Source organism: Saccharophagus degradans 2-40 (assembly GCF_000013665.1).
Taxonomy (GTDB): Bacteria; Pseudomonadota; Gammaproteobacteria; order Pseudomonadales; family Cellvibrionaceae; genus Saccharophagus; species Saccharophagus degradans.
In genome coordinates, this window is the sequence record NC_007912.1 from 2,655,545 (window position 1) to 2,682,071 (window position 26,527).

Annotated in this window: 24 protein-coding genes; 3 read left to right on the forward strand and 21 right to left on the reverse strand. The window is 46.2% G+C overall.

What is annotated here, in order from left to right; all coding sequences use genetic code 11:
* Positions 1-10 precede the first annotated feature (10 nt).
* From SDE_RS10895 to leuC, 12 genes are all read right to left on the reverse strand, one after another.
* Positions 11-535, reverse strand: coding sequence for an SPOR domain-containing protein (locus SDE_RS10895; RefSeq protein WP_011468553.1), 525 nt, complete (start codon positions 533-535; stop codon positions 11-13).
* Between the two features lie 2 nt (positions 536-537).
* On the reverse strand, positions 538-1,869 hold the full coding sequence (folC, locus tag SDE_RS10900) for a bifunctional tetrahydrofolate synthase/dihydrofolate synthase (protein ID WP_041324600.1): 1,332 nt from the start codon (positions 1,867-1,869) through the stop codon (positions 538-540).
* A 2-nt stretch (positions 1,870-1,871) separates the two neighbouring features.
* Positions 1,872-2,735, reverse strand: coding sequence for an acetyl-CoA carboxylase, carboxyltransferase subunit beta (accD, locus tag SDE_RS10905; protein WP_011468555.1), 864 nt, complete (start codon positions 2,733-2,735; stop codon positions 1,872-1,874).
* A gap of 34 nt (positions 2,736-2,769) precedes the next feature.
* Positions 2,770-3,582 carry a tryptophan synthase subunit alpha gene (gene trpA / locus SDE_RS10910; RefSeq protein WP_011468556.1) on the reverse strand — a complete coding sequence of 271 codons (813 nt, stop codon included), beginning with the start codon at positions 3,580-3,582 and terminating at the stop codon, positions 2,770-2,772.
* A gap of 86 nt (positions 3,583-3,668) precedes the next feature.
* Complete coding sequence (trpB, locus tag SDE_RS10915; protein WP_011468557.1) at positions 3,669-4,880, reverse strand: tryptophan synthase subunit beta; 1,212 nt, start codon at positions 4,878-4,880, stop codon at positions 3,669-3,671.
* Between the two features lie 96 nt (positions 4,881-4,976).
* The gene (locus tag SDE_RS10920) at positions 4,977-5,597 is read right to left on the reverse strand and encodes a phosphoribosylanthranilate isomerase (protein ID WP_011468558.1); all 621 of its coding nucleotides are present in this window, start codon (positions 5,595-5,597) and stop codon (positions 4,977-4,979) included.
* Positions 5,598-5,776: 179 nt separating this feature from the next.
* The gene (gene truA, locus SDE_RS10925; protein ID WP_011468559.1) at positions 5,777-6,646 is read right to left on the reverse strand and encodes a tRNA pseudouridine(38-40) synthase TruA; all 870 of its coding nucleotides are present in this window, start codon (positions 6,644-6,646) and stop codon (positions 5,777-5,779) included.
* A 93-nt stretch (positions 6,647-6,739) separates the two neighbouring features.
* The gene (locus SDE_RS10930) at positions 6,740-10,477 is read right to left on the reverse strand and encodes a FimV/HubP family polar landmark protein (RefSeq protein ID WP_011468560.1); all 3,738 of its coding nucleotides are present in this window, start codon (positions 10,475-10,477) and stop codon (positions 6,740-6,742) included.
* 545 nt (positions 10,478-11,022) lie between these two features.
* The gene (gene asd / locus SDE_RS10935; protein ID WP_011468561.1) at positions 11,023-12,129 is read right to left on the reverse strand and encodes an aspartate-semialdehyde dehydrogenase; all 1,107 of its coding nucleotides are present in this window, start codon (positions 12,127-12,129) and stop codon (positions 11,023-11,025) included.
* Positions 12,130-12,204: 75 nt separating this feature from the next.
* A complete protein-coding gene (leuB, locus tag SDE_RS10940; RefSeq protein ID WP_011468562.1) occupies positions 12,205-13,278 on the reverse strand; it encodes a 3-isopropylmalate dehydrogenase in 1,074 nt (357 codons plus the stop codon).
* Positions 13,279-13,331: 53 nt separating this feature from the next.
* Complete coding sequence (gene leuD, locus SDE_RS10945; RefSeq protein WP_011468563.1) at positions 13,332-13,979, reverse strand: 3-isopropylmalate dehydratase small subunit; 648 nt, start codon at positions 13,977-13,979, stop codon at positions 13,332-13,334.
* Between the two features lie 15 nt (positions 13,980-13,994).
* On the reverse strand, positions 13,995-15,413 hold the full coding sequence (leuC, locus tag SDE_RS10950) for a 3-isopropylmalate dehydratase large subunit (protein WP_011468564.1): 1,419 nt from the start codon (positions 15,411-15,413) through the stop codon (positions 13,995-13,997).
* A 158-nt stretch (positions 15,414-15,571) separates the two neighbouring features.
* On the opposite strand from leuC, the gene SDE_RS10955 reads away from it, so the two are divergent.
* A complete protein-coding gene (locus tag SDE_RS10955; protein ID WP_041324603.1) occupies positions 15,572-16,459 on the forward strand; it encodes a LysR family transcriptional regulator in 888 nt (295 codons plus the stop codon).
* Between the two features lie 69 nt (positions 16,460-16,528).
* Positions 16,529-17,299: a TIGR04219 family outer membrane beta-barrel protein gene (locus SDE_RS10960; RefSeq protein ID WP_011468566.1), complete on the forward strand. Its 771-nt coding sequence runs from the start codon at positions 16,529-16,531 to the stop codon at positions 17,297-17,299.
* 58 nt (positions 17,300-17,357) lie between these two features.
* Here the strand turns inward: SDE_RS10960 and SDE_RS10965 are convergent, their stop codons facing one another.
* From SDE_RS10965 to prmB, 4 genes are all read right to left on the reverse strand, one after another.
* Positions 17,358-18,368: a hypothetical protein gene (locus SDE_RS10965; protein ID WP_011468567.1), complete on the reverse strand. Its 1,011-nt coding sequence runs from the start codon at positions 18,366-18,368 to the stop codon at positions 17,358-17,360.
* 203 nt (positions 18,369-18,571) lie between these two features.
* The gene (locus SDE_RS10970; RefSeq protein WP_011468568.1) at positions 18,572-19,714 is read right to left on the reverse strand and encodes an MFS transporter; all 1,143 of its coding nucleotides are present in this window, start codon (positions 19,712-19,714) and stop codon (positions 18,572-18,574) included.
* Positions 19,715-19,768: 54 nt separating this feature from the next.
* Positions 19,769-20,884: a chorismate synthase gene (gene aroC / locus SDE_RS10975; protein WP_011468569.1), complete on the reverse strand. Its 1,116-nt coding sequence runs from the start codon at positions 20,882-20,884 to the stop codon at positions 19,769-19,771.
* A 53-nt stretch (positions 20,885-20,937) separates the two neighbouring features.
* Entirely contained in the window at positions 20,938-21,840 is a 903-nt protein-coding gene (prmB, locus tag SDE_RS10980; protein ID WP_011468570.1) for a 50S ribosomal protein L3 N(5)-glutamine methyltransferase, read from the reverse strand.
* 188 nt (positions 21,841-22,028) lie between these two features.
* Here prmB and folE point away from each other — a divergent pair, with 188 nt between their 5' ends.
* Positions 22,029-22,568 (forward strand): GTP cyclohydrolase I FolE, encoded by a 540-nt coding sequence (gene folE, locus SDE_RS10985; RefSeq protein ID WP_011468571.1) that lies wholly within the window; start codon positions 22,029-22,031, stop codon positions 22,566-22,568.
* A 134-nt stretch (positions 22,569-22,702) separates the two neighbouring features.
* Here folE and SDE_RS10990 read toward each other — a convergent pair whose 3' ends face one another.
* Genes SDE_RS10990 through SDE_RS11010 form a run of 5 tightly spaced genes read right to left on the reverse strand, consistent with a single transcriptional unit; the run spans position 22,703 to position 26,359 of the window.
* On the reverse strand, positions 22,703-23,578 hold the full coding sequence (locus tag SDE_RS10990) for a DUF4892 domain-containing protein (protein WP_011468572.1): 876 nt from the start codon (positions 23,576-23,578) through the stop codon (positions 22,703-22,705).
* Entirely contained in the window at positions 23,571-24,470 is a 900-nt protein-coding gene (locus SDE_RS10995) for an alpha/beta fold hydrolase (protein ID WP_011468573.1), read from the reverse strand. Before SDE_RS10995 ends, SDE_RS10990 begins: the two co-directional genes overlap by 8 nt.
* A 23-nt stretch (positions 24,471-24,493) precedes the next feature.
* Positions 24,494-24,970: a phosphohistidine phosphatase SixA gene (gene sixA, locus SDE_RS11000; protein ID WP_011468574.1), complete on the reverse strand. Its 477-nt coding sequence runs from the start codon at positions 24,968-24,970 to the stop codon at positions 24,494-24,496.
* 7 nt (positions 24,971-24,977) lie between these two features.
* On the reverse strand, positions 24,978-25,340 hold the full coding sequence (locus SDE_RS11005; protein ID WP_011468575.1) for a DUF4389 domain-containing protein: 363 nt from the start codon (positions 25,338-25,340) through the stop codon (positions 24,978-24,980).
* Positions 25,340-26,359: an NAD(P)H-dependent glycerol-3-phosphate dehydrogenase gene (locus tag SDE_RS11010; protein ID WP_041325672.1), complete on the reverse strand. Its 1,020-nt coding sequence runs from the start codon at positions 26,357-26,359 to the stop codon at positions 25,340-25,342. The genes SDE_RS11005 and SDE_RS11010 overlap by 1 nt, the downstream gene beginning before the upstream one ends.
* Positions 26,360-26,527: the final 168 nt, after the last annotated feature.

Below are 26,527 nucleotides of genomic sequence, written 5' to 3' on the forward strand. Positions count from 1 at the left end.
CCTAAACACACTAAGGCTCATATCTAAGTAAAATTGTGTCTACGCCGTATTTTTTATCTATACTTTTCTTGTCATCCAGCAAGCTAGTCTTATCGAGTTTGGGCCCTACGTAAAGTCGCGTCATAACACCCTTACTTGTTTCAACATTTTTGGTGTACGCAGAAAACCCCTCTGCGATTAATTTATCGCGTGTTTCCTTTGCATGGGTTTCATGCCTATAACTCGCCACTTGCAACACCCAGCCTTCTGGCACCCCAACTTCAGACACCTTTGGCTCTTCCTTGTGATCGGGCTGCTCGCGCTCTTCATCTGGAATATACATGGTTTCTGGCGGTACAGCGGGTTCAAACTTTTCTACATTTTGTGCGACGGGCTTTTCAATCTCGATAGGCTCAATTTCTGGCGCGAGAGGTACTTGAGTTGTACGATCAAGCGGCACTATACGCTCTTGATCAAAAAACACAGGCACAAAAATTATTGCAATTGCCAGTAAAACAAGCGCACCAATTATTCTTTGCTTTAAACCGTCATCCACTGCTATTCACCTAATACTTTATTTAAATATTGCTTAGCGTTACAAACAGTAAAAAAAGAGCCGCACACCACCACAAGGTTTGGTTTATCACCCACCTTACTTAAAACCAAGCATTCATTCAACGCTGCAGCCACTGTTTGGTGCTGCGCAACTTGCGTCAAGTTTGGCTGCAACCCAATTAACACCTCGCGCAAATATTCGGCTGTGGCCGCTCGCTTATTATCGGGTATGTCACATACACACCAACTTGAAACAATAGGAAGCAAAGACGCCAAGCTTGCTGCTATATTTTTATCGGCCATCATGCCCAACACGCACGTTACGCTGCTAACTTCATTCTCGCCTACATACTTGGCGATATTTTTAGCAAGTAACTCCATGGCCATAGCATTGTGTGCCACGTCCAACACTAGCACATTACCTTGGGCAGCAATCACTTCAAAGCGGCCGGCAAGTTTTACAGCAGCAACAGCAGCACGCACCTTTGAAGCCTGCACTGAAATATCCAGAAGGCTCATAACTTGAACGGCGGCTGCAACGCTTGGGATGGGCAAGTTAACGCCAGCAAGCTCGACTAATTTGTTATTATTTAGTTTTACCTTTAAGCCGCCGTCAGTTTTATCGTAAGTATAATCTTTACCACCCACCAAGCACTTGGTACCGAGTGTTTGCGCAACGTCGAAAACAGAATCAGGCAAATCTTTACTTGCTAACACCGCCGTTTGATTTGCACGCAATATGCCTGCTTTTTCACGACCGATCACCTCTACTGTATTCCCAAGCCAAGCTTCGTGATCGAGACCAACCGAGGTTATCACCGCAAAATCCGCATCCACAATATTAACGGCGTCTAAGCGGCCACCTAAGCCGACTTCTAAAACCCAATAGTCACAATTAGATTTGTGAAAAGCCAAAAGCGCTGCTAATGCACCAAACTCAAAATAGGTAAGAGAAGTATTGCCGCGCGCTTCGTCTATTTGGGCAAACACGTCGCAAATCAACCCATCAGAGAGATCTACACCATCCACCCTAATACGCTCGTTATACTCAAGAATATGTGGCGAGGTAAAACTGCCGAAGTGCATACCGCTGGCGCCCAGCATAGCCTCACAAGATCGAACAAACGACCCTTTACCATTTGTGCCCGCTACGGTGATAACCGTAGGACTAGAACCATTTGCGTTTTTTACTTTTGCGCTGGAGGCGTGAAAGATATCCAGAGACTTAGCAACGGATAATATACGAGACAACCCCAAATCAATTTCACTTGAATGGAGTGTTTCCATCCAAGTGAGCCATTGATTTAGGGTAGAAAAGCGTGGAGAGACTGGCAAGGTTAGAGAGGCGCCTGATTAGTAAATTTAGCAAGTAAGGAGCCAACACGATCGCGCATTTCTGCACGATGAATAATCATATCGATAGCGCCATGCTCCAACAGGAATTCACTGCGTTGAAAACCCTTTGGCAATTTCTGACGAATAGTTTGCTCAATAATATTAGGGCCAGCAAAACCAGCTCGCGCACCTGGCTCAGCTGCGTTTATATCGCCTAACAAAGCCAAGCTGGCTGATACGCCACCATATACTGGGTCTGTCATTACAGATATAAACGGTATACCTTCTTGCTTAAGACGCTCAATTACTGCGCTGGTTTTTGCCATCTGCATTAGCGATATAAGCGCTTCTTGCATGCGCGCGCCACCAGTAGCAGAAAAACAAACATAAGGTATACGGTTTTCTAGCGCCACTTGAGCCGCACGCGTGAAACGCTCACCTACGGCATAGCCCATAGAGCCACCGTGAAACGCAAATTCAAATGCACTGGCAACAATAGGCATGCCTTTAAGCTGCCCTTTCATTGCCACTAGCGCATCGGTTTCACCGGTAGTTTTTTGCGCGGTGGTTAAACGCTCTTTATATTTTTTTACATCTTTAAATTTAAGACGGTCAACCGGCAACACATCGGTTGCAAGCTCTTCGCGATCGTCTTTATCTAAAAAGATATCCAAACGACGACGCGCGCCAATACGCATATGGTGATCGCACTTTGGACACACATCTAAATTGCTTTCTAGCTCTGGGCGATACAATACTGCTGCACATTTAGGGCACTTTTTCCACAACCCTTCGGGTACTTTACTCGCACTACGCGGTCCGTCAGAGCGCACAACACTTGGTACAATTTTATCCAACCAACTCATGATATTTCTCGTCTAAAAATCAATTCGTTTGCAATTAAGCCAATGAGTCTAAGCCGGCTCTAATTGGCGCCACAATATTAATAATTTTTTCGCAAATAACCTCGTCGCTTTCACTAGCAGCATTGCCCATAGCGTCTACGAGCACGCTACCAACTACAACGCCATCAGCATTCGCTCCAATGCTTTTTGCAGATTCAGGGTCTTTAATACCAAACCCAACAAGAACAGGCAGGTCAGTTAAAGATGAAATTTTTTCAACACGCTCTTTTACTGCATTTACGTCTAGGTGCCCTGCTCCGGTTACACCTTTTAATGAAACGTAGTACAAGAAGCCGCTGGCCAAACCAACGACTTTTTTCATTCTTTCTTCGGTAGTTGTTGGCGCCAACAGGAAAATACTTTCTAGGCCGTTTGCAACCAACTCTTTATTTAACTCAACGGCTTCTTCTGGCGGCAAATCAACTGTTAGCAAGCCGTCTACACCCGCGGCCTTAGCTTGCGCAGCAAACAATTCATAGCCCATACGCTCTACAGGGTTTGCGTAGCCCATTAGCACCACGGGCGTATCGCTGTTGGCTTTGCGAAATTCTTTAACAAGCGCCAAGGTGCCTTTTAAGCTTACATTGTGCTCTAGCGCACGTTCGTGTCCGCGCTGAATCACTGGTCCTTCGGCCATAGGGTCGGAAAAAGGTACACCGACCTCAATAATATCCGCACCACCTTCAACAAGTGCGTGCATAGCCTTTAAACTAACGCTCGGCCGTGGGTCACCATTTACAAAATATGTTACCAACGCCTTCTTTTGCGCAGCTTTCAAATCTGACAAAGTTTTCTTTAAACGATTCACGATCTATTCCACTTAAAATCTGTAATGGGGTAATGCGCATATATAAAGCTAAGCATCACCCCTAAAAGGTTTTCACCGCGACTTACTTAAACGCTAATGCCATCCATTTTTGCGACAGTAAGAATGTCTTTATCTCCACGACCAGACAGATTAACAATTATCACTTTGTCTTCGCTCATGGTTTTGGCTAGTTTTTCTGCGTAGGCAATAGCATGACTAGACTCTAGCGCAGGCATAATACCCTCAACGAGAGTTAAGTTTCTAAAAGCCGCCATGGCTTCATCGTCATTAATAGGCACATAATCTACGCGGCCTATGTCTTTTAACCATGAATGCTCTGGGCCAACACCAGGGTAATCTAAACCAGCAGAAATTGAATGGGTTTCAATTATTTGCCCGTTCTCATCTTCCATTAGGTAGGTGCGATTACCGTGTAAGATACCCGGAATACCGTCATTTAATGGTGCAGCGTGGCGACCAGTTTCTACGCCATCACCACCAGCTTCTACGCCGTACATTTTTACAGTTTCATCTTCTAAGAATGGGTGGAATAAACCAATCGCATTCGAGCCACCGCCAACACAAGCTACCAAGGCATCTGGCAAATTACCTGTTTGCTCTAAGCATTGCTTTCTAGCCTCGCGGCCAATTACACACTGAAAATCACGCACTAACTGCGGGTAAGGATGAGGGCCAGCAACAGTACCGATAATATAAAAAGTATTATCGACGTTAGTTACCCAATCACGCATGGCTTCGTTCATGGCATCTTTTAAGGTCCGCGAACCAGAGGTTACCGGCACAACCTTAGCGCCGAGTAATTTCATGCGGTATACATTCAACGCTTGCCGCTGAACATCTTCGGCACCCATATAAACCACACACTCTAAACCTAAGCGCGCAGCAACAGTGGCGGTCGCAACGCCGTGTTGGCCAGCGCCGGTTTCAGCAATAACACGGGTTTTACCCGTATACTTGGCTAATAGTGCTTGGCCAATAGTATTGTTTACTTTGTGAGCGCCGGTGTGGTTCAAATCTTCGCGCTTTAAATAAAGCTTTGCACCGCCCACTTTGTCTGTCCAGCGCTTGGCGAAGTATAAAGGCGATGGTCGACCAACATAATGAGCTAAATCTTGATCAAACTCGTCTTGGAAGCTGGGGTCGTTTTTAACACGCGTGTATATTTCTTCAAGCTCATCCAACGCATGCATCAAGGTTTCGGAAACAAATCGACCACCGTAGGGGCCAAAGTGCCCGTTTACATCAGGTACAGCACTATAATCGACCTTACTGCTCACTAAATTACTCCTCGGATCTTTTTAAGCGACATTATGATCGCAAAAAAATATAAAATTTTAAGCGGACTGCTCTTTACCGCCCTTAAATAACCAATATTAACTGCAGCACGTTTTTGCTGCGGTTATAAATCGCTCGACTTCAACAACGCTTTTTTTACCTGGGCCGGCCTCAACACCGCCACTAACGTCTACAGCATCAGGCTTTGCTACAGCTATGGCCTGAGCCACATTGGTAGCATCTAACCCACCGGCTAATATTATTGGCCTAGTGCGCTGCTTTGGGACTAGATCCCAGTTAAATGATTCACCTGTCCCTCCTGGCACCCCTTTTTTGTAGGTATCCAGCAAAATACCGGCAGATGATGCGTAACGCTGAGACTCGCTGTTTATATCCAAGCCTTCTTTCATACGTAAAGCTTTTACATATGGACGATAAAAACTCTCACAAAACTCTGGCGACTCATCACCGTGAAACTGTATAAGGTTAACAGGCACGCTGGAAAGTAACTCTTCAAGCCATGCTTTATCCGGGTTAACCACCAAAGCAACAATAGATATAAAAGGGTTTACCGCCTGCACAATAGCTCGAGCCAGCCCAAAATCCGCAACATGACGCGGACTTGGCGGGTAAAAGACCATCCCTAGCGCATCGGCACCTGCACGCGAAACCATTGCCGCATCGGCTTCGTTGGTAATCCCACAAATTTTCACGCGCATATTTATTGCTTATACACCTAATTTAAGAAAGCAACGGGTGGCTTCTTGACCTACTTTTTGTAGAAACTCAGAGCAGTTATCGCTTTTTCTAAGCCAAATTAAGGATATTTCAAGGGACGGAATACTATCAGATTAGGGGGGGCTGCAGCAAAGCCAAAGCCACTTTTTGTGCCGCCCCACTATAAAGGCAGAAAAATAGGGCCTTGACAGTGCATAGGCATAGCAAACCTTTCTGGATATTGAACATTCACGAAGTATAGCCCCGCTGCCGGCGCAGTCTCTGCAGCTTGTGACCGGTCCCGCAGCTCAATCAACTCAGTTACCCGCGAAGGCTTCAGCTCCCCTCGCCCAACACGCAGCAACACTCCTACAATATTCCTAACCATATGATGTAAAAAGGCATTTGCCGTTACCTGAACAACAATAAACTCACCCATTTGCACAACATCGGCCACCTCCATAGTGCGTACAGGGCTAGCCGCCTGACAGTGCACCGTTCGAAATGAGGTAAAATCGTGCTCACCCAACAATAAGCTAGCCGCCTCCTGCATTGCAGGTACATCCAGACCGCTTAGCTTCTGCGGTAACTTCACCCAAGTTACGCCATTCACCAAATGGGCAGAGCGCACCTGTGAAACATGAATCACATAACGGTAAGTACGCGATAAAGCACTAAAACGCGCATGAAAATCAAACCCAACTTCTTTAGCAGATATAACGCGTATACTAAATGGTAAATGCGTGTTTACCCCCTGCAACCAGGCCTTGCTAGGCCTGCCTGCCAAGGTATCGAAGTGAACTATCTGCGATGTAGCATGCACCCCTGCATCCGTTCGCCCAGCGCACACTATCGTAACAGGCTCATTTGCGACACTAGACAGCGCCTTCTCCAACTCTGCCTGAACCGTATTTGGCGCGGTTAGCTGACGCTGAAAACCACAATAGGGAGAGCCATCGTATTCCACTTGCAGCACCACGCGACGCATCCCTTCTGGCACTGGCGTACCGTCAAACACCTCACAGTTTCTTGAGTATACAAATTCAGTCATTCGCCAATATCACAGTCTGTTTAGACACAAATTTTAGTCAAAAAAAAACCTTGCCCACCAAAGTAAGCAAGGTTTTTACGGTTTGTTTAAACCCTATATACGGGATAGAAGCTTATCAGCCTCTTCCTTCTGCTGATCGTTCCCCTCTTTCTTGATCTCTTCGATAATATCGCGAGCACCTTCAGCGTCACCCATATCGATGTATGCGCGCGCCAAGTCAAGCTTGGTAGCCGTCTCGTCACTATCACTTAAGAAGCCAAGATCAGAGTCATCATCCATAGAATCTGGGTCGATTTCAGGAATTTCAAAATCTAGATCTTCATCTGGAATATCGGAAATAGCCTTTGTAAAAAGGGTGTCATCACCCATTTCTTCTGTGGCTTGCTCTGGCTCCAACCCAGAACCTAACTCAGGTACGTCAAGCTCTGGCACATCCAATTCAGACTCCAGTTCTAAATCATCCCCTAAGGTATCAAGCCCATCCAAGTCACCAAAGTCAGTAACTGGCTCTTCCATCTCTAGCGTTGAAGGCTGCGCTTCTGCAGCATCTTCGCTTGCCACCTCTGCAGCCAATGCTTCTTCCGAAAAGTCTGCCTCTAGGTCATCTAAGTCTAAATCACCGGTTAAAGCATCAAGCTCGTCGTCGAGCGCAGAAAGATCAAGATCCCCCTCTAGCTCATCCACCTCTCCGAGGTCATCGCTGTCTGCTACATCCAGCTCAGTGTCAACTGACGCCTGCTCTACTGCAGGTTCATCTACATCTAAGTTTTCTAAATCTAAGCCATCTGCACCTAAATCAAATTCGATATCCGCTTCAGCACTTTCTTCACTAGCCGGCTGCAAACCGTCTTCTAACGAAAGATCAAATTCACCGTCATCACCCTCTAACGACAACGAGTCATCAATATCTTCGAGTGTAGTGTCTGCAGCATCATCTAATGACAAATCCAAATCGTCTAACTCATCCAGCCCCTCAAGGCTCAAATCATCAACGTTAAGATCGTCTGCTTCACTGGAGACTTCAGAGTCAGCGCCTAATGAAGCGTCATCATCCAAAGTACCTAGATCAAAATCGTCCGCTTCAATAGACAGCTCGGTTTGCTCTTCGCCAGAATCTAACTCCAAAGACTCCAAATCCAAATCTAAAGCAGCCAAATCATCTTCGAGCGAACCAGCTTCAACACCACCGGCCTCTTCTGCAGGCTTATCAACGCTTTCAACATTAAAGTCTTCGATACCAAGATCGAAATCGATGGAATCTAAGTCTTCCTCTAAATTGTCAGCAATTAGCTCATCTTCGCTAGAAGCTTCCGTATCGTCGCCCCCTTGATCCAAGCTTAAAAACTCTTCACTCAAATCAAATTCGCCGTCATCCACCTCGCCCTTGGCGTCAGCATCGGAAACTGCAGGCGTGATTTGTGTTTCACTTTCGCTAACATCATCTAAATCGAAATCTAACGAGAAATCATCTTCGCTTGGTTTATCGGCAGCACCTTCAACATCATCCAAGCTTAGATCGAAATCCAAATCATCTAAATCAGCAAGCTCATCACCACTAGATTCATTTATATCGTCTATATCCAAATCAAGACTCAGAGAATCATCTACGTCAGAAACGTCTAGCTCGAACTCTGTAGCGCCATCTTCAGAATCAGTTGATTCCAAGCCACCAAGATCCAAATCGAAGTCTAACGATTCTTCTTGCTGCGCTTCAGTAGGCTCTTCCATCGAGCCCAGATCAAAATCAAGATCAGCCTCAGAAGTTGTCGCTTCTTCTACCTCTGTACTGGTCTCTTCACCATCTAGGCTTAACTCAAAATCTAAATCGTCATTCGAAGGCTCAGACTCTTCCGAACCAGAGAATGTTTCACCCAACACATCAGTTACATACAAATCTGCATCGAATTCACCAGCATCTGCAATACCAGCGCGCAATTGCTGGCCGCGCTCAACGTAGCTAGCATCACCTTCGGCATATATAACAGCGAAATGGGGGTCAAACTTATGCACATCATTCTGAGAGGCATATACCTCAAGCAGCTTTAATCTAGCTTCAATGTTGCGCGGCTCTTTTTCTAATGCCGTTACCAACATTTCTTCTGCTTGATCGTACTTGCCATAAGCAATATAAATATCTGCTTCGGCAGCTGCATCACCAGTCTCAGCTTCTGCGCTTACTTCTTCTTCCGGCGCTTCCTCTTCTAGCTGCTCAAACTCACTTTCCGTCTCGCCAGTATCTATATCACCCAAAGAAAGCAAATCTTCTTCGTTGGCCTCTGGCGCCTCAAATGTGGTCTGCTCTAGGAAGTCATCCTCTTCAAATTCGTCTTTCTTGCCACGTGACCGCACAAAAAGAACAATTGCGCCGAGTATTGCAACTACACCAAGAGCAACAAAAAGAATGTTGTCCATTAGCATATCAACAATAGATGGCTCTGGTTTGCGCTGGGTTCGTACAACTTTGGATGGGTCTGGCTTGTTAGCGGCCTCAACCACTTCGGGCTTTGGAACTTCTTTTACAGGAGGTGGCGCTACTACATCTGCAGGCTTTTCAGCCATGTCGGTTGTTTCGGTAGCAGACTCGGCAACTTCAGTTTCTGCCGGCGTAACAGACTCGTTAACTTCGCCACTTTCTTTTTTGTCTTGTAGATTTTTCTCTGCAGCCAACTCAAGAGCACGTAAATCAGCATTACTTACCTCAACCAAGCGCTCCATTGTTTGGATCTGCTCTTCTAGCGACTCGATTTTTGAGCGCATTTCTTGGTTGTCGCGCTCAGTTTTTTCAAGTTGCTCTAAGGTTATAGCTAACTCGCTCTCAAGTGCCTCGGTGCTGCTGGAGCCAGAACCACTGGTACGGCCAGATGCCGCATCACTCGAGTCTTCTGGTGAATAAAGCTTAAGCCTACCCTCAGCCTTGTCGCTATTACTGCTGCTAGAGGTGTAGCTTTTGCTACCAGACAACTGCACATCGCCAGCAGATGACTTGCCAGACCATGCGGCATTTTGCTGTGCCACGCTTCGCACCGCCTCTTGGCGTGTGAATTCTTTAATTTGTGAGGCATCAGGTACGCGTAGAATTTGACCGCGCTTTAACAAGTTAATATTGTTATTTATAAACGCATCGGGATTTAATCGCTGAATAGCCAACATAGTTTGCTGAACAGACACACTGCTGTCTGGACGCACCTGAGCTGCAATTTCCCATAAGGTTTGGTTGGCCTTAACTGGCCCAATTACATCTACACCAGCGTATGCTGATGATTGAGCCTGTGATGGCGCGGAGGCATTAGTAGAGGCACGACCCTCATCAAAAGAAGAACGTGGGTTGTAGCGCGTATCACTCTTAGGCGCTTGCGCTACAGGCTTCTTTTCGGCGGACCTCTGTGCACCCTGCGTTTGCGTGGCGGCAACAGGCTGCGCTGGCGCATCTGCAAAAACAGGTAAATCTAATAGCACAGTGTATTCTCGCAGCACTTTACCGCTTGGCCACTGAGCCTGAATAATGAAGTTTAGAAAGGGTTCACGCACTGGTTTGGTAGACTTAACGCGAACGATTGGGCCGCTGGCGTTATTGATATCTACCTCGAAGGATAAATCAGATAGGAAGTATGGCCGATCTACACCTATGCGTTCAAAATCATCGCGAGACGCTAACCCAATAAGGATCTCTTGCTTAGTAAGATCGCGTATCTGAAGTAGTTTGATTTCAGCATCTAACGGCTGATTAAGGGAGGATTTGAGATTTACCTCGCCCAAGCCTAGAGCACTTGCCATTTGCGATGCTAACAATGACGCAGCGCCGAAGAGCATAGCCAGTGAACGATGACCCATAGGATGATCCTTTTTTATCTTGTGTCTCTTTGACAGCTGAACCAGAGGTTCTTACACATTCAACAACTGCTGCCCTAACGGTGAATACACCAAATAGAAGCCGGCAAGTTTACTCTCTAACCGAGCAATTCTCAGTTATAAAATAGTCGTTAAATACTTACCTAAACGTACTCACTTCACACATTGCTCGCTGAATAAAAATGGAAGCGCATTTAGGCTACAAATAATATTCGATGAACCATACCACAAAGATACAGCTGAAACCTCGAATAATCTTTCAGTATTGGTCGTAAGTATTCATTATAAATAGCTTTTTTTCAACTTATTGGCTTTAAATTCACTGCTCTGTTGGGTCTTTCACGGTGAATTTAATTGCTTTGGCAACGGCACCCTGTTGTTTTTTTGGGCTAATGAGACCAATCTCACACTTATGTCACCCCAATCCTTAGTAAAACCCAGCTTGTGCATACACCAAAATCACACGGGCACAAAAAAGCCGGGCTTAACCCGGCTTCATTTGAATTGCGCTTAAATTGCTCTAGAACTTACGCTTCGCGCAAGATTCTCAACATTCTGCGCAATGGCTCTGCAGCGCCCCACAGCAACTGGTCACCCACTGTAAATGCCGTAAGGTATTGAGGTCCCATAGACATTTTACGCAAACGACCTACTGGCACAGAAAGCGTACCAGTTACTTTGGTTGGCGTTAAATCGCTAAGTGTTTCTGCGCGATTGTTCGGTACAACCTTCACCCAATCGTTAGCATTGGCAATAATTGATTCGATGTCCGCCATTGGCACATCTTTGTTCAACTTGATAGTCAACGCCTGACTGTGACAGCGCATTGCACCAATACGCACACAAATGCCATCTATCGCAATGGGGTTAGCAGAGCGCCCTAATATTTTATTGGTCTCCGCCTCGGCCTTCCACTCTTCACGACTTTGGAAGTTTTCAAGTTGAGTATCGATATACGGCAACAAGCTACCCGCCAATGGCGCACCAAAGTTATCGGTAGTTAGACCTGTTCGCATTGTTTCTGCAACTTTGCGATCGATATCTAAAATAGCAGACGCTGGGTTAGCCAAGTCGTCGGCCACTGCAGCCTTAATTTCACCCATTTGCGTGATTAGTTCGCGCATATTTTGCGCACCGGCACCACTGGCCGCTTGGTATGTCATTGCACTTACCCAATCAACCAAGCCTTCTTTAAACAAGCCACCTAAGCCCATAAGCATCAAGCTTACTGTGCAGTTACCGCCAATAAAGTTTTTAACGCCACGCGCCAATCCATCGCGAATCACACCGTCGTTTACTGGGTCTAAAATGATTAAAGCGTCATCTTTCATGCGCAATGAAGAAGCCGCATCTATCCAGTAGCCATCCCAGCCCGCACCGCGCAAATCACCAAACACTTTCTTGGTGTAGTCGCCGCCCTGACAAGAGATAATCGCGTCCAGCGCTTTTAACTCGTTGATATCATGCGCATCTTTTAGTGGTGGCACATCTACACCCACGTCTGGCGCAGCACCACCAACATTAGAGGTGGTAAAAAATATTGGCTCAATACCAGCAAAATCATTCTCTTCTAGCATACGCCCCATTAACACGGAGCCAACCATTCCACGCCATCCAACAAAACCAACTTTCATAACCTAGCCCTTCTATTCACAAATGAATAAATAAAATGAATTAACAAGCTGTGCCGCCGTTACGCGCGACAAGCTTTATATTTTCGCGGCAACCGCATCACCCATTTCTTGAGTGGAAACCTTTTTCATACCCTCGGAGAAGATATCAGCCGAACGCAAACCATCATCCAGCACCGCACCAACAGCCGCTTCTATCGCATCGGCTGCTGCCGCTTCGTTTAGCGAGTAGCGAAGCATCATGGCGGCTGACAAAATTGTCGCAAGCGGGTTAGCAACACCCTGCCCAGCTATATCAGGTGCCGAGCCGTGCACAGGCTCATATAAACCTTTACTATCTTGATTTAGGGACGCAGACGGCAGCATACCAATCGACCCAGTCAACATGGCGGCAGTATCAGACAAAATATCGCCGAACATATTGCCAGTTACCACCACATCAAACTGCTTAGGTGCGCGCACCAATTGCATTGCAGCATTATCTACGTACATGTGGCTCAATTCGACTTCCGGGTAGTCTTTGGATATAGACTGTATAACTTCGCGCCAAAGCACAGTTGCCTCTAGCACGTTCGCCTTATCGACAGAACACACTTTCTTATCGCGCTTCATCGCCATTTCGAAGGCAGTACGACCTATACGCTCAATTTCATGCTCGGCGTATACGTAAGTGTTGTAACCTTGGCGCTCACCGTTATCCAACAAGCGAATACCGCGCGGCTCACCAAAATAAATACCGCCAGTTAACTCACGCACAATGAGAATATCCAAACCTGATACGATCTCTGGCTTAAGTGATGAAGCATCGGCCAATTGCGGATACAAAATGGCAGGACGCAAGTTAGCGTACAAACCCATTTCATAGCGAATTTTTAGCAAGCCTTTTTCTGGACGAATATTAGAATCTAGCGCGTCCCACTTAGGCCCGCCTACAGACCCCATAAGTACCGCGTCAGCCGCTTTACAGCGATCCAACGTGGATTGAGCCAGGGGCACACCGTGTACATCTATTGCACATCCACCAATCAAATCTTCTTCAAACTTCAAACCAAGCTTGAATTTAGCATCAACCGCTTCAAGCACTTTTTTAGCTTCGGCAACAATTTCTGGCCCAATGCCATCACCCGGCAACAATACAATTTTTTTAGACAATGCCCTGTCTCCAATTCTGTTTAAACGTTGTAAAGGTTGGATACCAACCGTAATTATTCAGATGCAGCAAACAACCAAGGCGCACGCTTTGCGCGCTCTGCTTCATAAGCGGTAATGCTATCGGCGTGCTGCAGCGTAAGGCCAATATCATCTAAACCTTTCAGCAAACAGTGCTTGCGGAACTCGTCCACCTCGAATGAGTAGCTATTACCCGAAGGCGTTGTCACCGTTTGAGCTGGCAAATCGATAACAAGACGATAGCCTTCTGTTTGATACATTTCCACAAACAAAGATTCCACAATTTCTTCATCTAAAACAATGGGTAAGATGCCATTCTTAAAGCAGTTATTGAAAAAAATATCGGCGAAGCTAGGTGCAATAATGCAGTGAAAACCATACTCGTCTAGCGCCCAAGGCGCGTGCTCACGGCTTGAACCGCAGCCAAAGTTCTCACGTGCAAGCAATACAGAAGCCCCTTCGTACCTTTTAAAGTTAAGAGGGAAATCTGGGTTAATGGGGCGATTGCTATTGTCTCGCCCAGGTTCGCCTTTATCTAAATAGCGCAGCTCGTCGAACAAGTTGGCTCCAAAGCCCGTACGCTGAATAGATTTAAGAAACTGCTTAGGGATAATTAAATCGGTATCCACATTGGGCCTATCCATAGGTGCCGCAAGCCCGTTTAGTGTAGTAAAACTTCTCATAATTTTCTCTCCGGACTAAAACTCGCGAACATCAACAAAATGGCCAGCTATGGCAGCTGCTGCCGCCATCGCAGGGCTAACCAAATGCGTTCGACCACCGTAACCTTGGCGCCCCTCAAAGTTGCGATTTGAGGTGGAAGCGCAATGCTCTCCGTCACCCAACTTATCTGCGTTCATTGCTAAGCACATAGAGCAACCTGGCTCGCGCCACTCTAAACCAGCCTCAACAAAGATTTTATCTAAGCCTTCTGCTTCGGCTTGCGCCTTAACTGCTCCAGAGCCGGGCACCACAATAGCTTCTTTTACGCTGGCAGCTTTAGTACGCCCTTTCACCACTTCAGCAGCGGCACGTATATCTTCTATGCGTGAGTTAGTACACGAACCAATAAAAACACGATCGACATATATATCTTTTATCGCCTGCCCTGCTTTAAGCCCCATGTATTGCAACGCGCGACGCATGCCGTTTTGCTTAACTGCATCGGTTTCTAGCTCAGGGTCTGGAATAGACGCATCAACGGGCAACACCATCTCTGGTGATGTACCCCAACTAACTTGCGGCAGAATCTCTTCCCCACGAAGCTCAACAACCGCATCAAACACCGCGTCGTCATCGCTTTTTAGATCGCGCCATGCTGCAACAGCTTGCTCCCAATGTTCACCCTTGGGTGCAAATGAGCGGCCTTTTACATAATCGATAGTGATATCGTCTACAGCGACCATACCGGCGCGAGCACCAGCCTCAATAGCCATGTTACACACAGTTAAACGACCTTCCATCGACATAGATCGCATAACTTCACCGCCAAACTCGATGGCATAACCTGTACCACCAGCAGTGCCTATTTTGCCAATAATGGCCAACACAACGTCTTTCGGTGTAACACCTGCACCAAGCTTGCCATCCACCTTAACCAGCATGCTTTTCATTTTTTTAGCAACTAAACACTGGGTAGCAAGTACGTGCTCCACTTCACTGGTACCAATACCCATTGCTAACGCACCTAGGGCGCCGTTGGTAGAGGTATGGGAGTCACCACATACAATGGTCATTCCAGGCAGGCATGCGCCGGTTTCAGGGCCAACCACGTGCACAATACCTTGGCGTGCATCATTAATTTTAAACTCTAGAATGCCAAGCTCATCGCAGTTGGAATCTAACGTTTGCACCTGAATACGGGAGGTAGGGTCTTCGATACCCTCTACCCCAGAAGCGCGCTCTTTTTGCGTTGTAGGTACGTTATGATCTGGCGTGGCAACCACAGAATCTACACGCCACGGCTTGCGCTTTGCTAACCGCAACCCTTCAAAAGCCTGCGGAGAAGTTACTTCGTGAACAATGTGCCTATCTATGTACAGTAACGCGGAGCCGTCATCGCGCTGCTGAACTAGATGGTCATCCCAAAGCTTGTCGTATAGGGTTTTACCGCCCATTGCCTTTCCTCAAATTGCTTAACTATTGGTTAATCTATAAATCGAACCTTTAGTCGATCTATTGATAATTGCAGCTATTTTAAGCAGCCAACAACAATAACTCAAATTCATTATTTTCATTAGTTGCATTCCCAAAATGAATAGCTATGATTACCAGCATGGATACAGACGGATTAAAAGCTTTTTTAGCAGTCGCGGAACACCACTCGTTTTCGGTGGCAGCCCAACACCTGTTTATTACTCAGCCAGCCGTTAGCAAGCGTATAGCCGCACTTGAGCAAGAGCTAAACCATATATTGTTCGACAGGCTTGGGCGAGATGTAGCCCTAACAGAGGCCGGCCAGGCACTGTTACCGCGAGCGCAGGCGATTTTGAATAGCATGCACGAAGCCCAGCGCACTATTCGTGAGTTTTCTGGCGAAATTGTGGGCACCCTGCGAGTAGCTACCAGTCATCATATTGGCTTGCACCACCTTCCCCCCATTTTGCGCGAGTTTGCGGCTAACCATAAACAAGTTAACTTACAATTTGACTTCCTAGACTCTGAGCAGGCACACGAAAAGGTTCTGCGCGGCGATTGCGACTTGGCTGTAGTTACACTAGCCCCCACACTAGAAGAAAACCTAGAAGCATCAGTGTTGTGGCCCGACCCATTGTGCTTTATTGTTGGCGCCAATCACCCACTGGCCACCTCTAAAAACATTTCGCTAGAAGAGCTAAGCCGAACACCAGCCATTCTGCCAGATTTAAATACTTACACCGGCCGCCTAGTAAAACACTTTTTCGACACCCAAGGCTTAGCGTTAAATTTAAACATGGCAACCAATTACCTAGAAACTATTAAAATGATGGTCACAGTAGGTTTAGGCTGGAGCGTATTACCTAAAACGATGGTGGACAGTAGTTTAAAAATTTTACCGATTAAAAACATCCAGCTAGAAAGACAGCTAGGCGTGGTCATTCATAAAAAGCGCACTCTCGGCAATGCCGCGCGCGCCTTTTTTGAAGTTTTAAGCGCCAACTCTCAAATAAAGCAGATCAACTAAACGTTTTTGTATTAATAATTTGCTATACACATTAGCAGTAATTAAAAACTACCAAAGAAAGGTGTAATCATGAAAAAAATCGCACTAGCAGCAGCTTTAATTGCGGTCCCCCACTTAGCCTCTGCAGATACAATACTCGGGCTATACGCTGGCGCAGGGATTTGGAACACAAGCATGGAAGGCACCGTGGGGTCCGATGAAGACCCAATCACATCAAAGGAACTGGGTATTGATAGCAACCAAAATACATTCTTCTACGCTGCCCTCGAGCACCCTATTCCACTCGTACCCAACATTAGAATTGCACATACTGGGCTGCAAGTAGACGGCCAAGCAATAGTCTCACGCGAATTCACCCTAGATGAATACACCTTCCAAGCCGATGCTGATACCGCAACCGAAATCGATCTAACCCATACCGATTTCACACTGTATTACGAACTGCTTGATAATTGGGTGACCATGGATTTAGGTATAACCGCACGCCAACTAGACGGCTATGCCAAAGTAGAAGGCACGGTAATACAAGATGATGTAGAAGAGCAGCGCACAGAGACAGTAGATTTAGACGTAATAGTACCGATGCTTTACGCCCGCGCTCAATTTGACCTCCCACTTACGGGCTTTCATGCTGGTGGTGCTATTAACTACATTGGCTACGAAGAAAACACCTTTTCGGATATCGATGTATACGTAGGTTACTCTGCCGGCACGCTAGGCTTAGATATGGGGATAGATGTAGGTTACAGAAAGTTGAATGTGACGGTAGATGATGATGAAGAACTAACTGCTGATGTTTCTGTGGATGGCATTTACGCAGCACTCACCCTGCACTTTTAAACAAACCTTGCTCACAAACAAAAACGCCGCATAGATGTGCGGCGTTTTTGTTTTTAGGTTATTTAAACAACTTAAAACCGCGGGACTTTTCTTCTGGCTCTTCCGGCTCGGGCTCTTCTACCAGCATATCATCCACTAAAGTTGGGTCATCCATAAACGCTTTAGATTCCTCCAACTCTTTTTTTGCGTCCTTTTCTTCACCATCTAACCACTGATGCAAACTTGCACGATGCAAGCGAGTTGCGGTTTGGTAACGGTAATAATCTATGTGCGCTTGCTCGGCGTTAGTTGCTATTTTGTGATCTAGAATAATTTTAGAGATTTCTGAAGCTCGCTTCCAAATCTTAGCTGCGTCATCGTGCTGGCGATCTTGAACGTACGCATAGGCTGCGTGCTCATAGGCCTTACCGGCCATTCTTAACGCTTTTACTGCGAGAATACCGTAGGCACGTTTTGGCTTATCTTCTTGCGCCTCATCGTACTGCTTTAATAACTTGGTACCAAACTTATCAATATCCCTCGCCATTTTTAGGGAATCTTCGGAGTAGTCTTCCCAGGCATTCTCGGCATCGCCCTCTTCCTCATAAGCAATAAAGGACGTTGTTACCTGACGCTGCACCCTAAAAAGGTTTTCTATATTGTCGTCCATCAACTTTAATACTTCTTGGCCACGACCGTATTTTTTCGCCTTAATTGCTTCACCCGCCAAATCCAAGTCTGCATGCAAAGACCAGTACATAGCCGCAACTTTGTTATTAAGCGACGATATTTCAGCTTCAGACACAACTTCTACACCGGTTAAATCTGTAAGCAATGGCAACGGCGTAGCGTTTAGACCGTGAATCGCGCAGAAATCTGTAGCCACACCTTTATTGTCGGCACATGCTTTTTTTATGGCGGTTTCGTGTCGCGCACAACTTTGTTGCCAAACTTCGCCAGGCAAACTCGCACAATCACAGTTAACTGCTGGGCAGTCATCTTGGGCGAAGACGTTAATCGTAATAAAACCAAGAGACAACCCTAGAGCATTCAACTTTAGTAAGCTTTTTATTTTTCGCAGCAATGACATTAATGACACCTCACAATAGCGTCTTATAGTTTTAAAGGGTACACAGCCTTTTTAACCATATGTATGCTCTGTATGTTTCGAGCAAGCATACCTGCAGCGCATACATTCAGTATAGTAAAGACTGGGAACAACGGTAGAGGTTACCTATAAGGCCTGAATTTGGCAAGGAAGGCCCGTTAATGCAAGAGGTAGAAGCCACTTAATTAGCTTGCAGAGCTACGCATTTGATAAACATGTACCGCGCCGGCAAACATAACAATGAGCAACGCAGCATTAAACAGCAAGCCTACACTCACATCCCAAATTACACCGCCAGCCAAACTGCCTAACGCGTTAGATGCGCCAAACCCAATTGCACTGTAAAAAGACTGGCCCTGTGACTGCGCAGAACCTGGGAAGTGCCTGCGTACAAATTCGATTGCCACCGCATGGGTTAAACCAAATGTAAAAGCGTGAAATAGCTGAGCGATGATAACCACCCATAGCAACTGAGGATAAGCACCCAACAAAAACCAGCGCAACGCTGTGGTGACAATGGCCAAACCAAGTAGCCAATTAATACTAAACCGACGTAACAATGCAGGCATAGACATAAACAACACTATTTCTGCTATTGCGCCCAATGCCCACAACGAGCCAATGGCTGTTTTGCTATAGCCGTAATAATCCAAATACAAGCTATAGAACGCATGAAAAATACCAAGACTAAATTGAATAAGAAAAACTGTAATTAAAAAGTACACCACCTTGCGCTGTTTTAAAGCCGCCACAAATGATGTTTTGGTTTGCGAGCCCCTTGCGGCCGAGTCATTTGGCAATGAAAAAGCAGCTATCAAAATAGCGATTAGGAAAAAGAAAATACACCAAGGCAGTAAATAGATAGGCAGGTAATCAAAAACCACACCAAGGCCAGCTACAACCAATACAAACCCAATAGAGCCCCACGAGCGTATTTGGCCGTATTTTTCCGGTGTATCTTTCAAATACCCAAGTGTAAGCACTTCAAACTGAGCGAGAATAGCATTCCAAAAAAAGCTAAATGCCAGCGTAAAAGCGATTAGCCCCGCGACATCTTTTCGCCAAATTACCCCTATAAAGCAGAGCGCAGCCCCCACGCAGCCAAATAACATTACCTGCAAGGGCCTACCGGTTCGACTGGCAACCCAACCCCATATATTTGGGGCCACAATGCGCGTTAGCATGGGAATGGCCATAACCACGCCAATTAACTTAGGTGTTAAACCAATGTGCTCTAAATACAGCCCCCAATAGGGAGACAAACCGCCAATAACTGCGAAGTAAACGAAGTAGAAAAAAGCTAAGCGCCAATACGGCAGCGAATGCATAGGGGAACCCAAAAGAGAAAACGGTGCCTGTTGGCACCGCAAGGAAAGGTTTGACTAGCTACCTATTTGGCCGGGAATGCTCCCAGGAATAATAGGCACACCCGATTGAACGTGACCGTTTTGACCTCGGTTGCGAAGGGCGTGATCGAGAATGACTAACGCCATCATTGCTTCAGCTATTGGCGTTGCTCGAATACCCACACACGGGTCGTGGCGGCCAGTAGTAATTACCTCAACAGGGTTACCTTCTATATCGACACTTTGGCCAGGAATCCGTAAGCTAGAGGTAGGCTTAAGCGCTAAAGACGCAATTAAATCCTGCCCGGTAGAAATACCGCCAAGCACCCCACCGGCTTGATTCGACTTAAACCCTTCTGGGGTTATTTCGTCGCGATGCTCTGTGCCTTTTTGAGCAACACAAGCAAAGCCTGCACCTATTTCAACACCTTTAACCGCGTTAATACCCATTAGCGCGTGGGCCAAATCTGCATCAATACGATCGAAAACAGGCTCTCCCAAACCAGGAATCATGTTTTCGGCAACGACGGTAATTTTGGCACCAACCGAGTTACCCTCTTTATTTAGCGCCTGCATATAAGCCTCCATTTCGGGAACTTTCGACTTATCGGGGCAGAAAAACGGGTTTTGCTCAACTTCGTTCCAATCTAACAACTCAGCTTTAATTGGCCCCAGTTGCGACAAATACCCGCGAATTTTTATACCCCACAGGTTGGCAAGTACCTTTTTGGCAACGGCACCCGCTGCAACCCGCATTGCGGTTTCGCGAGCTGATGATCGACCGCCGCCTCTGTAATCCCTAATGCCGTACTTTTGCATATAAGTGTAATCGGCATGAGCTGGGCGAAATTGGTCTTTAATTTTGCCGTAGTCTTTCGAGCGCTGATCCGTGTTTTCGATTAGCAAGCCTATTGGCGTACCCGTTGTTTTGCCCTCGAATACACCAGATAAAATCTTTACCTGATCGGCCTCTTTACGCTGTGTTGTATAGCGCGAGGTACCCGGTTTGCGTCGATCCAAATCTAACTGTAAATCTTCTTCAGACAATTCAATTCCCGGTGGGCAACCATCAATTATGGCGCCTAGCGCCAAACCGTGGCTTTCGCCAAATGTGGTTACGGTGAATAATTTACCAAAGGTGTTTCCAGACATAACTTTTAATTCTCCCGGCGTACCGCCGTGGGTTTAAAACTTGTATAAATAACTTAGGCAGCTTTATTTATTTCGAGCAGCTGCTGCTTGGTAAGCATAAATATGCCATGCCCACCGTTTTCAAATTCTGGCCAATAGAATGGCACATGTGGCATGCTCACCTCTAATGCCTCCCAGCTGTTACCAACTTCCACTACAAGCAAGCCATCTTCAGTTAAGTGCTGGGCGGCCTTTGCCAAGATACGGCGAGTAATATCCAAGCCATCATCCCCCGACTCCAAGGCCATACGCGGTTCTACTTGATACTCAGCAGGAATAGAAGCCATATCCTGTGCATCTACATACGGTGGGTTAGACACAATCAGATCGTACTGGCCCGTAATACCGTCAAACACATCGGACTCAACCGTACTTACCCTATCCTGCAGGGTGTGATTGGCGATGTTAAGCTGTGCTACATCCAATGCTGCTGTGGATATATCAGATATATCTACCATAGCCTCTTCAAAGGCATAGGCACAGGCAATACCAATGCAGCCGCTACCAGTGCATAGATCCAATATTTTAGCTGGGTACTGCTGCAGCATTGGCTGGAATTCGCGTTCTATTAACTCTGCAATGGGCGAACGCGGGATAAGTACATCTGGTGTTACATGAAACTTTAAACCAGCGAACCACGCCTCTCCAGTGAGGTAAGGCAATGGAATATGCTGCTGCACGCGCTTGTCGATTAGCTGGGCAAGCTGTTGCTTTTCAGCCTCAACCAGCTTGGCATCTAGTACCCACTCTAAACGGTCGAAAGGTTGTTGCACTACCCACATCACTAATGCGACAGCTTCATCCCAAGCATTATTGGTTCCGTGGCCAAAAAAGAGATCCCCACGAGCAAAACACGTGGCGGACCAGCGTATCCAATCTCTTACTGTTTTTAGTTCTTTCTGTGGCTTTCGCTTCATATTTTGGCTTCTAGATTTTGCAAATGGTCAAAAGGCGGCTATTCTAGCGCCTTTTTGCCCAAGCGCCCACTTGAAGCAAACCAATATTTGCGCGCTAGCGTATAATAAACATACGAATGTGCACTAAAGTATGCATTTTCGACGAATTTGAAGGCTCGAACAGCCTTGTTACAAGCTGGTAGATCATTATGAAAGAATATTTTGCAAAAATTATCGAATCCGTTGGCGAAGATTTAACTCGCCCCGGCTTACTCGACACCCCTCAACGCGCAGCAACCGCAATGGAGTTTCTTACCAGCGGCTACAAACAAACTTTAGACGAAGTTGTTAACGACGCTCTTTTCCCTTCCGACTCTAACGACATGGTGATTGTGAAGGATATTGAATTGTTTTCTATGTGTGAGCACCACATGCTGCCCTTTATTGGCAAAGCCCATGTAGGCTACATTCCAACGGGTAAAGTACTTGGTTTATCGAAAATTGCGCGCATTGTAGATATGTACTCGCGCCGCCTACAAATACAAGAACAGCTTACTAAGCAAATTGCCGAAACCATTCAAAGTGTGACCGGAGCCGCGGGCGTGGGGGTGATTATTGAAGCGAAACACCTATGCATGATGATGCGCGGTGTAGAAAAACAGAATTCATCGATGCGTACATCCTCCATGATGGGCTGCTTCCGCAGTAACTTAAGTACTCGCAGCGAATTTTTATCGTTACTAAAATAGTGAAATAAAAGCGCCGGAATAAATCGCTTACGCTTAAACACTCAGGCAGATGATACAACTGCCAAGGAAGGCGGGAACATTTCTAACTTGAAGCCCGCCTATCCATTTAACCTAAAAGTCCCCTATTCACCAGTTTACTGGGCAATCAAAACAATACGCACCTTGCCTTCCATACCCTGCGGTGCCAAGCCACCAACACCGTGTGCTGTAAGCCGATCACTTTTAGCCCCTGCGGCGATTAAAGCATCTATTAATTGTTGCGCATAGTTTATGGATCTCGCCTCGCGCTCAGCCTCTTCACCAGCAAGATAATCGTGCCCCACCACCTTCAATTTAAGTAAAGGTTTAGAGCGCATGGCTTTCACTATCGGCTCTATGTGCTGAGCATCCAGTGTAAGCGCACCCCCTTCCAAGCGATAGCCGCGAAAAACAAAATAGCCTTGTTGATCCAAGCTAGTAAGAATGGCTTTGGCTGATGACACCATGGGCACATAATCGACATTATTACTTACAGCAATTACATCCACCTGAGCGTAGACGCGCTTATTTCCGCGTCTAACGGTATACCCAACACCAATATAATGGCCCTCATCAGAGGCGAACTCCCACACCCGATAAGACTGGCTTTGATCCATACCGTAAAGCTGTTTTATTTCAAAGCGCGTGTTTGCCCAAGCGTTACTGCTGCCGCAATCCAAACCATCGCAGGCAAAGATTAAATGCCCGTTTTGCAGCTTAGCATTTTCCTCCAAACGTTTAAGCGCCACGGCTTCACTCGAGTGCGGCTCTAATTCGGTAGTAGTGCGAAAAACCGTACCAAATACCGTGCGCTCTTTTTCGGTTATCCATTCGGCATTTACTTTTTTTAGCACGCCCAAAGCAAGCTGGTAATTCGAATCTTTTTCGACAGATTCGAACACAACTTTGCCATCGGCATACACATCCGACAATGGGCGAGCTAATACGATTGATGGAACGAGTAAAACAATTAAAACGATAATTTTATTCATCAAAATACTTTTGTATCACTTCAGCGACCGCTTCGGCCTGTTCGGACATATGCATATGGTGCCCACCCGGAATAATATCGCAACAGATATTATTTCGCGTTCTTAACCAATGCTGCAAACCTGCATGAGTTAACACCAACCCTTCTTCGCCCGCCACTAATTTTACGGTGTAGGGCACTTCATCAAAAAACGCATTTATTTGCGCCATTGTAAGCTTTAATTCAGAGGCTGCTAATAGCTTTGGGTCTAAACACCAATAATACCCCTTTTCATTCTTAGCAACACCACGCTCAGCTAGCGCTTCGGCATCTGCCCTGCTCAACTTATAGCGACCTTTTTCACGCGCTTTTATAGCACGATCTAAATTTGCATAATAGTTAATGGGCTTAGCCATAAGCTTTACTTGATCGCGAATAGATTTAGCCATTTGCTTTGGCGCTTCGCTATCTAAAAAAGGCTCAGGGATAATACTCTCTAGCGCAACCAATCGAGTAACGCGGGTTGGATTTGTTGCCGTAAAAAGTGTAGAAATCATCGCGCCACGTGAATGGCCTATTATGTAGAACTCCTTCCAGCCTAGCTCATTCACCACCGCTAACAGGTCGCTTAGATCTTGCCAGATGTTATATGCACCCAACCCTATTTTGTGATCGCTCTGGCCATGCCCCGCCATATCTAAAGCCACAAAATTTAAATCCATTCCCAACTGCTCTATTAGAGCAGGCGCAAGGTAATTAAAACTCCCGGCATTATCCATCCAACCGTGCAGCGCTAATACCGGCCGCCCCGCTTCAGAACCCCAGCGTTTGCCGCGAATTACTCTACCTGCAATATTAAATTGGCATTCACTTCTATCAAAATTCAAACGTGTATCCACTGCTGTATTACTCATAACGCATTCCTTGGGCAACTATTTTACGGGTGGCGCAACCACCTTAACTCAGCACAACCGGCAGCCACTACATCTGCGTCAATAGACGCCATTGCAGCAGTTCCCATGCGATAACAGCCTGGATCTAAATTACACAAGCTGTCTACTAATGTGCCGACTAAAGGTTGGTGGCTTACTAACAAAATAGACCCTACAGAGCATTCCGTCGCCTGAGTATATAAATAATCGATAACCGCCATAGAACTTGCCCCAGGTACAAGCAGCGTAGTTGTTTGCTGGGGAACATTTTGAAGGTGGGGAGAAAGAGCGGTAAGCGTACTCAACGTTTGCTGAGCACGCACATAGGGGCTTACTAAAATTAACTCTACACTAGCGAGACTGTCACTACACTTGCTGTAAATTTCTGCTACTTCTTTTGCCCCAGTAGCAGACAAAGGACGTAAACTATCGCTCGAAGCTTCGGCTTCTGCATGACCATGCCGCAGCACAAACAGTTCCATAGGCACCCTATTCGTTAGGTTTTAGCTTAGTAGATACATCTTCTTTAGAAACTTCTTCTGTAGCACTGTATACGTGTACGGCAGCGTCCATTTTCTTTGGCTCGGGCCAATCTGCAAATGGGTAGGGTTTATCTTCGCTGTTATAAGTTAAAAATTGCAACGCATGATAAATAAACGCCGATAAGCTAGAGCCAAATGAACGTAAGCTCACGTTATCGCTACCCGTTATGAGCGCAAACAAAAACTGGATGACCACTAGCGCCCACATAACTAGAGACGCAACCTGCAACGCGAACGCAAATAACACCATGTACACCAATCTTAACCAATGGCGTGAAGACGTTAGGTTTGATTTAAGCTGTTGATCCACTACAAGCCTCCTTGTAAATCCACATCACTACTCATTTCACCGGTCATAAGGCCCTGAATAACCTGCTGCAAGTCTTGCTTATCAAACAACACCGCATGTAAGCCGTCGACTAACGGCATATACACATTCAATTCTTCTGCTTTTTTCTTAACTATGCGCAAGGTATTCACACCTTCGGCTACTTGACCAATTTCTTGAACGGCTTGCTCAAGCGATTTACCTCGGCCAACTGCAAAGCCAACGCGGTAGTTACGGCTGAGATCTGACGTACAGGTTAAAACTAAATCCCCCATACCAGCCAAACCTAAAAACGTCATGGAATCTGCACCTAACTCACGTGCAAATCGCCCCATTTCCGCCAAACTGCGGGTAAGCAGCATTGCCATCGTATTGTGACCACAGCCCAATGCTGCAGCCATACCAGTCACCATGGCGTAAATATTCTTAAGTGCGCCGCCTAATTCCACCCCGTATCTATCTGGGTTGCTGTAAATACGAAAGGTATTAGACGAGAAAACTTGCTGAACGCACTTTAATACCTCGTCATGCTCACTGGCCACAACACTACCAGTGTATTGATTCTGCACAATTTCTTTCGCAAAGTTCGGCCCACTAAGTACACCTATGCGTACATCGGTCAACTCTTGCTCGAGTATCTGGCTCATTAAAAAGAAACCGTCGGCGTCGATACCCTTGGTGGTACTAATAACAATAGTATCTTTACGTAAATGCGGCGCAGCGAGTTTGGCTACTTCGCGAAAAGACTGACTAGGCACAGAGATAACAACAATATCGCTCGTACTTACGGAGCCTATCAAATCGGTAGTTGCCACAAGGTTATCGTGCAGGGGATAACCAGGCAGGTATTCAGTGTTTTCTCTAGACGCCTGGCATCGCTCTGCCCGCGCAGCATCGCGCATCCATAGGCGTGAAACATGCCCGTTAGTAGCAATTATGTTGGCTACTGCTGTACCAAAACTGCCGCCACCCAATACTGTTACTGTGTATTTACTACTCATATTATTGTATGCCTGATTTTCTGTGAGTGAGAAAAACTCTACAAGTAGCTGCAACACAAAGCAACCACCAAAAATTAATTAACAACATCATTACCAACTTCTGCAATATGCTTGGCTCAAAGTACAGAAAACCCCTGAATAGATAGCTAGTCAGGGGTTCTTGCGCTT

What these genes read in the sequence shown, in the direction of transcription:
- leuC (WP_011468564.1), bottom strand. Translation starts at nt 15,413, where the DNA reads ATGGGCGGTAAAACCCTATACGACAAGCTTTGGGATGACCATCTAGTT.
- leuD (WP_011468563.1), bottom strand. Translation starts at nt 13,979, where the DNA reads ATGAGAAGTTTTACTACACTAAACGGGCTTGCGGCACCTATGGATAGG.
- SDE_RS10960 (WP_011468566.1), top strand. Translation starts at nt 16,529, where the DNA reads ATGAAAAAAATCGCACTAGCAGCAGCTTTAATTGCGGTCCCCCACTTA.
- accD (WP_011468555.1), bottom strand. Translation starts at nt 2,735, where the DNA reads ATGAGTTGGTTGGATAAAATTGTACCAAGTGTTGTGCGCTCTGACGGA.
- sixA (WP_011468574.1), bottom strand. Translation starts at nt 24,970, where the DNA reads ATGGAACTGTTTGTGCTGCGGCATGGTCATGCAGAAGCCGAAGCTTCG.
- SDE_RS10955 (WP_041324603.1), top strand. Translation starts at nt 15,572, where the DNA reads ATGGATACAGACGGATTAAAAGCTTTTTTAGCAGTCGCGGAACACCAC.
- SDE_RS10930 (WP_011468560.1), bottom strand. Translation starts at nt 10,477, where the DNA reads ATGGGTCATCGTTCACTGGCTATGCTCTTCGGCGCTGCGTCATTGTTA.
- folE (WP_011468571.1), top strand. Translation starts at nt 22,029, where the DNA reads ATGAAAGAATATTTTGCAAAAATTATCGAATCCGTTGGCGAAGATTTA.
- SDE_RS10970 (WP_011468568.1), bottom strand. Translation starts at nt 19,714, where the DNA reads ATGCATTCGCTGCCGTATTGGCGCTTAGCTTTTTTCTACTTCGTTTAC.
- prmB (WP_011468570.1), bottom strand. Translation starts at nt 21,840, where the DNA reads ATGAAGCGAAAGCCACAGAAAGAACTAAAAACAGTAAGAGATTGGATA.
- SDE_RS10995 (WP_011468573.1), bottom strand. Translation starts at nt 24,470, where the DNA reads ATGAGTAATACAGCAGTGGATACACGTTTGAATTTTGATAGAAGTGAA.
- SDE_RS10990 (WP_011468572.1), bottom strand. Translation starts at nt 23,578, where the DNA reads ATGAATAAAATTATCGTTTTAATTGTTTTACTCGTTCCATCAATCGTA.
- asd (WP_011468561.1), bottom strand. Translation starts at nt 12,129, where the DNA reads ATGAAAGTTGGTTTTGTTGGATGGCGTGGAATGGTTGGCTCCGTGTTA.
- SDE_RS10920 (WP_011468558.1), bottom strand. Translation starts at nt 5,597, where the DNA reads ATGCGCGTGAAAATTTGTGGGATTACCAACGAAGCCGATGCGGCAATG.
- SDE_RS11010 (WP_041325672.1), bottom strand. Translation starts at nt 26,359, where the DNA reads ATGAGTAGTAAATACACAGTAACAGTATTGGGTGGCGGCAGTTTTGGT.
- aroC (WP_011468569.1), bottom strand. Translation starts at nt 20,884, where the DNA reads ATGTCTGGAAACACCTTTGGTAAATTATTCACCGTAACCACATTTGGC.
- SDE_RS10965 (WP_011468567.1), bottom strand. Translation starts at nt 18,368, where the DNA reads ATGTCATTGCTGCGAAAAATAAAAAGCTTACTAAAGTTGAATGCTCTA.
- truA (WP_011468559.1), bottom strand. Translation starts at nt 6,646, where the DNA reads ATGACTGAATTTGTATACTCAAGAAACTGTGAGGTGTTTGACGGTACG.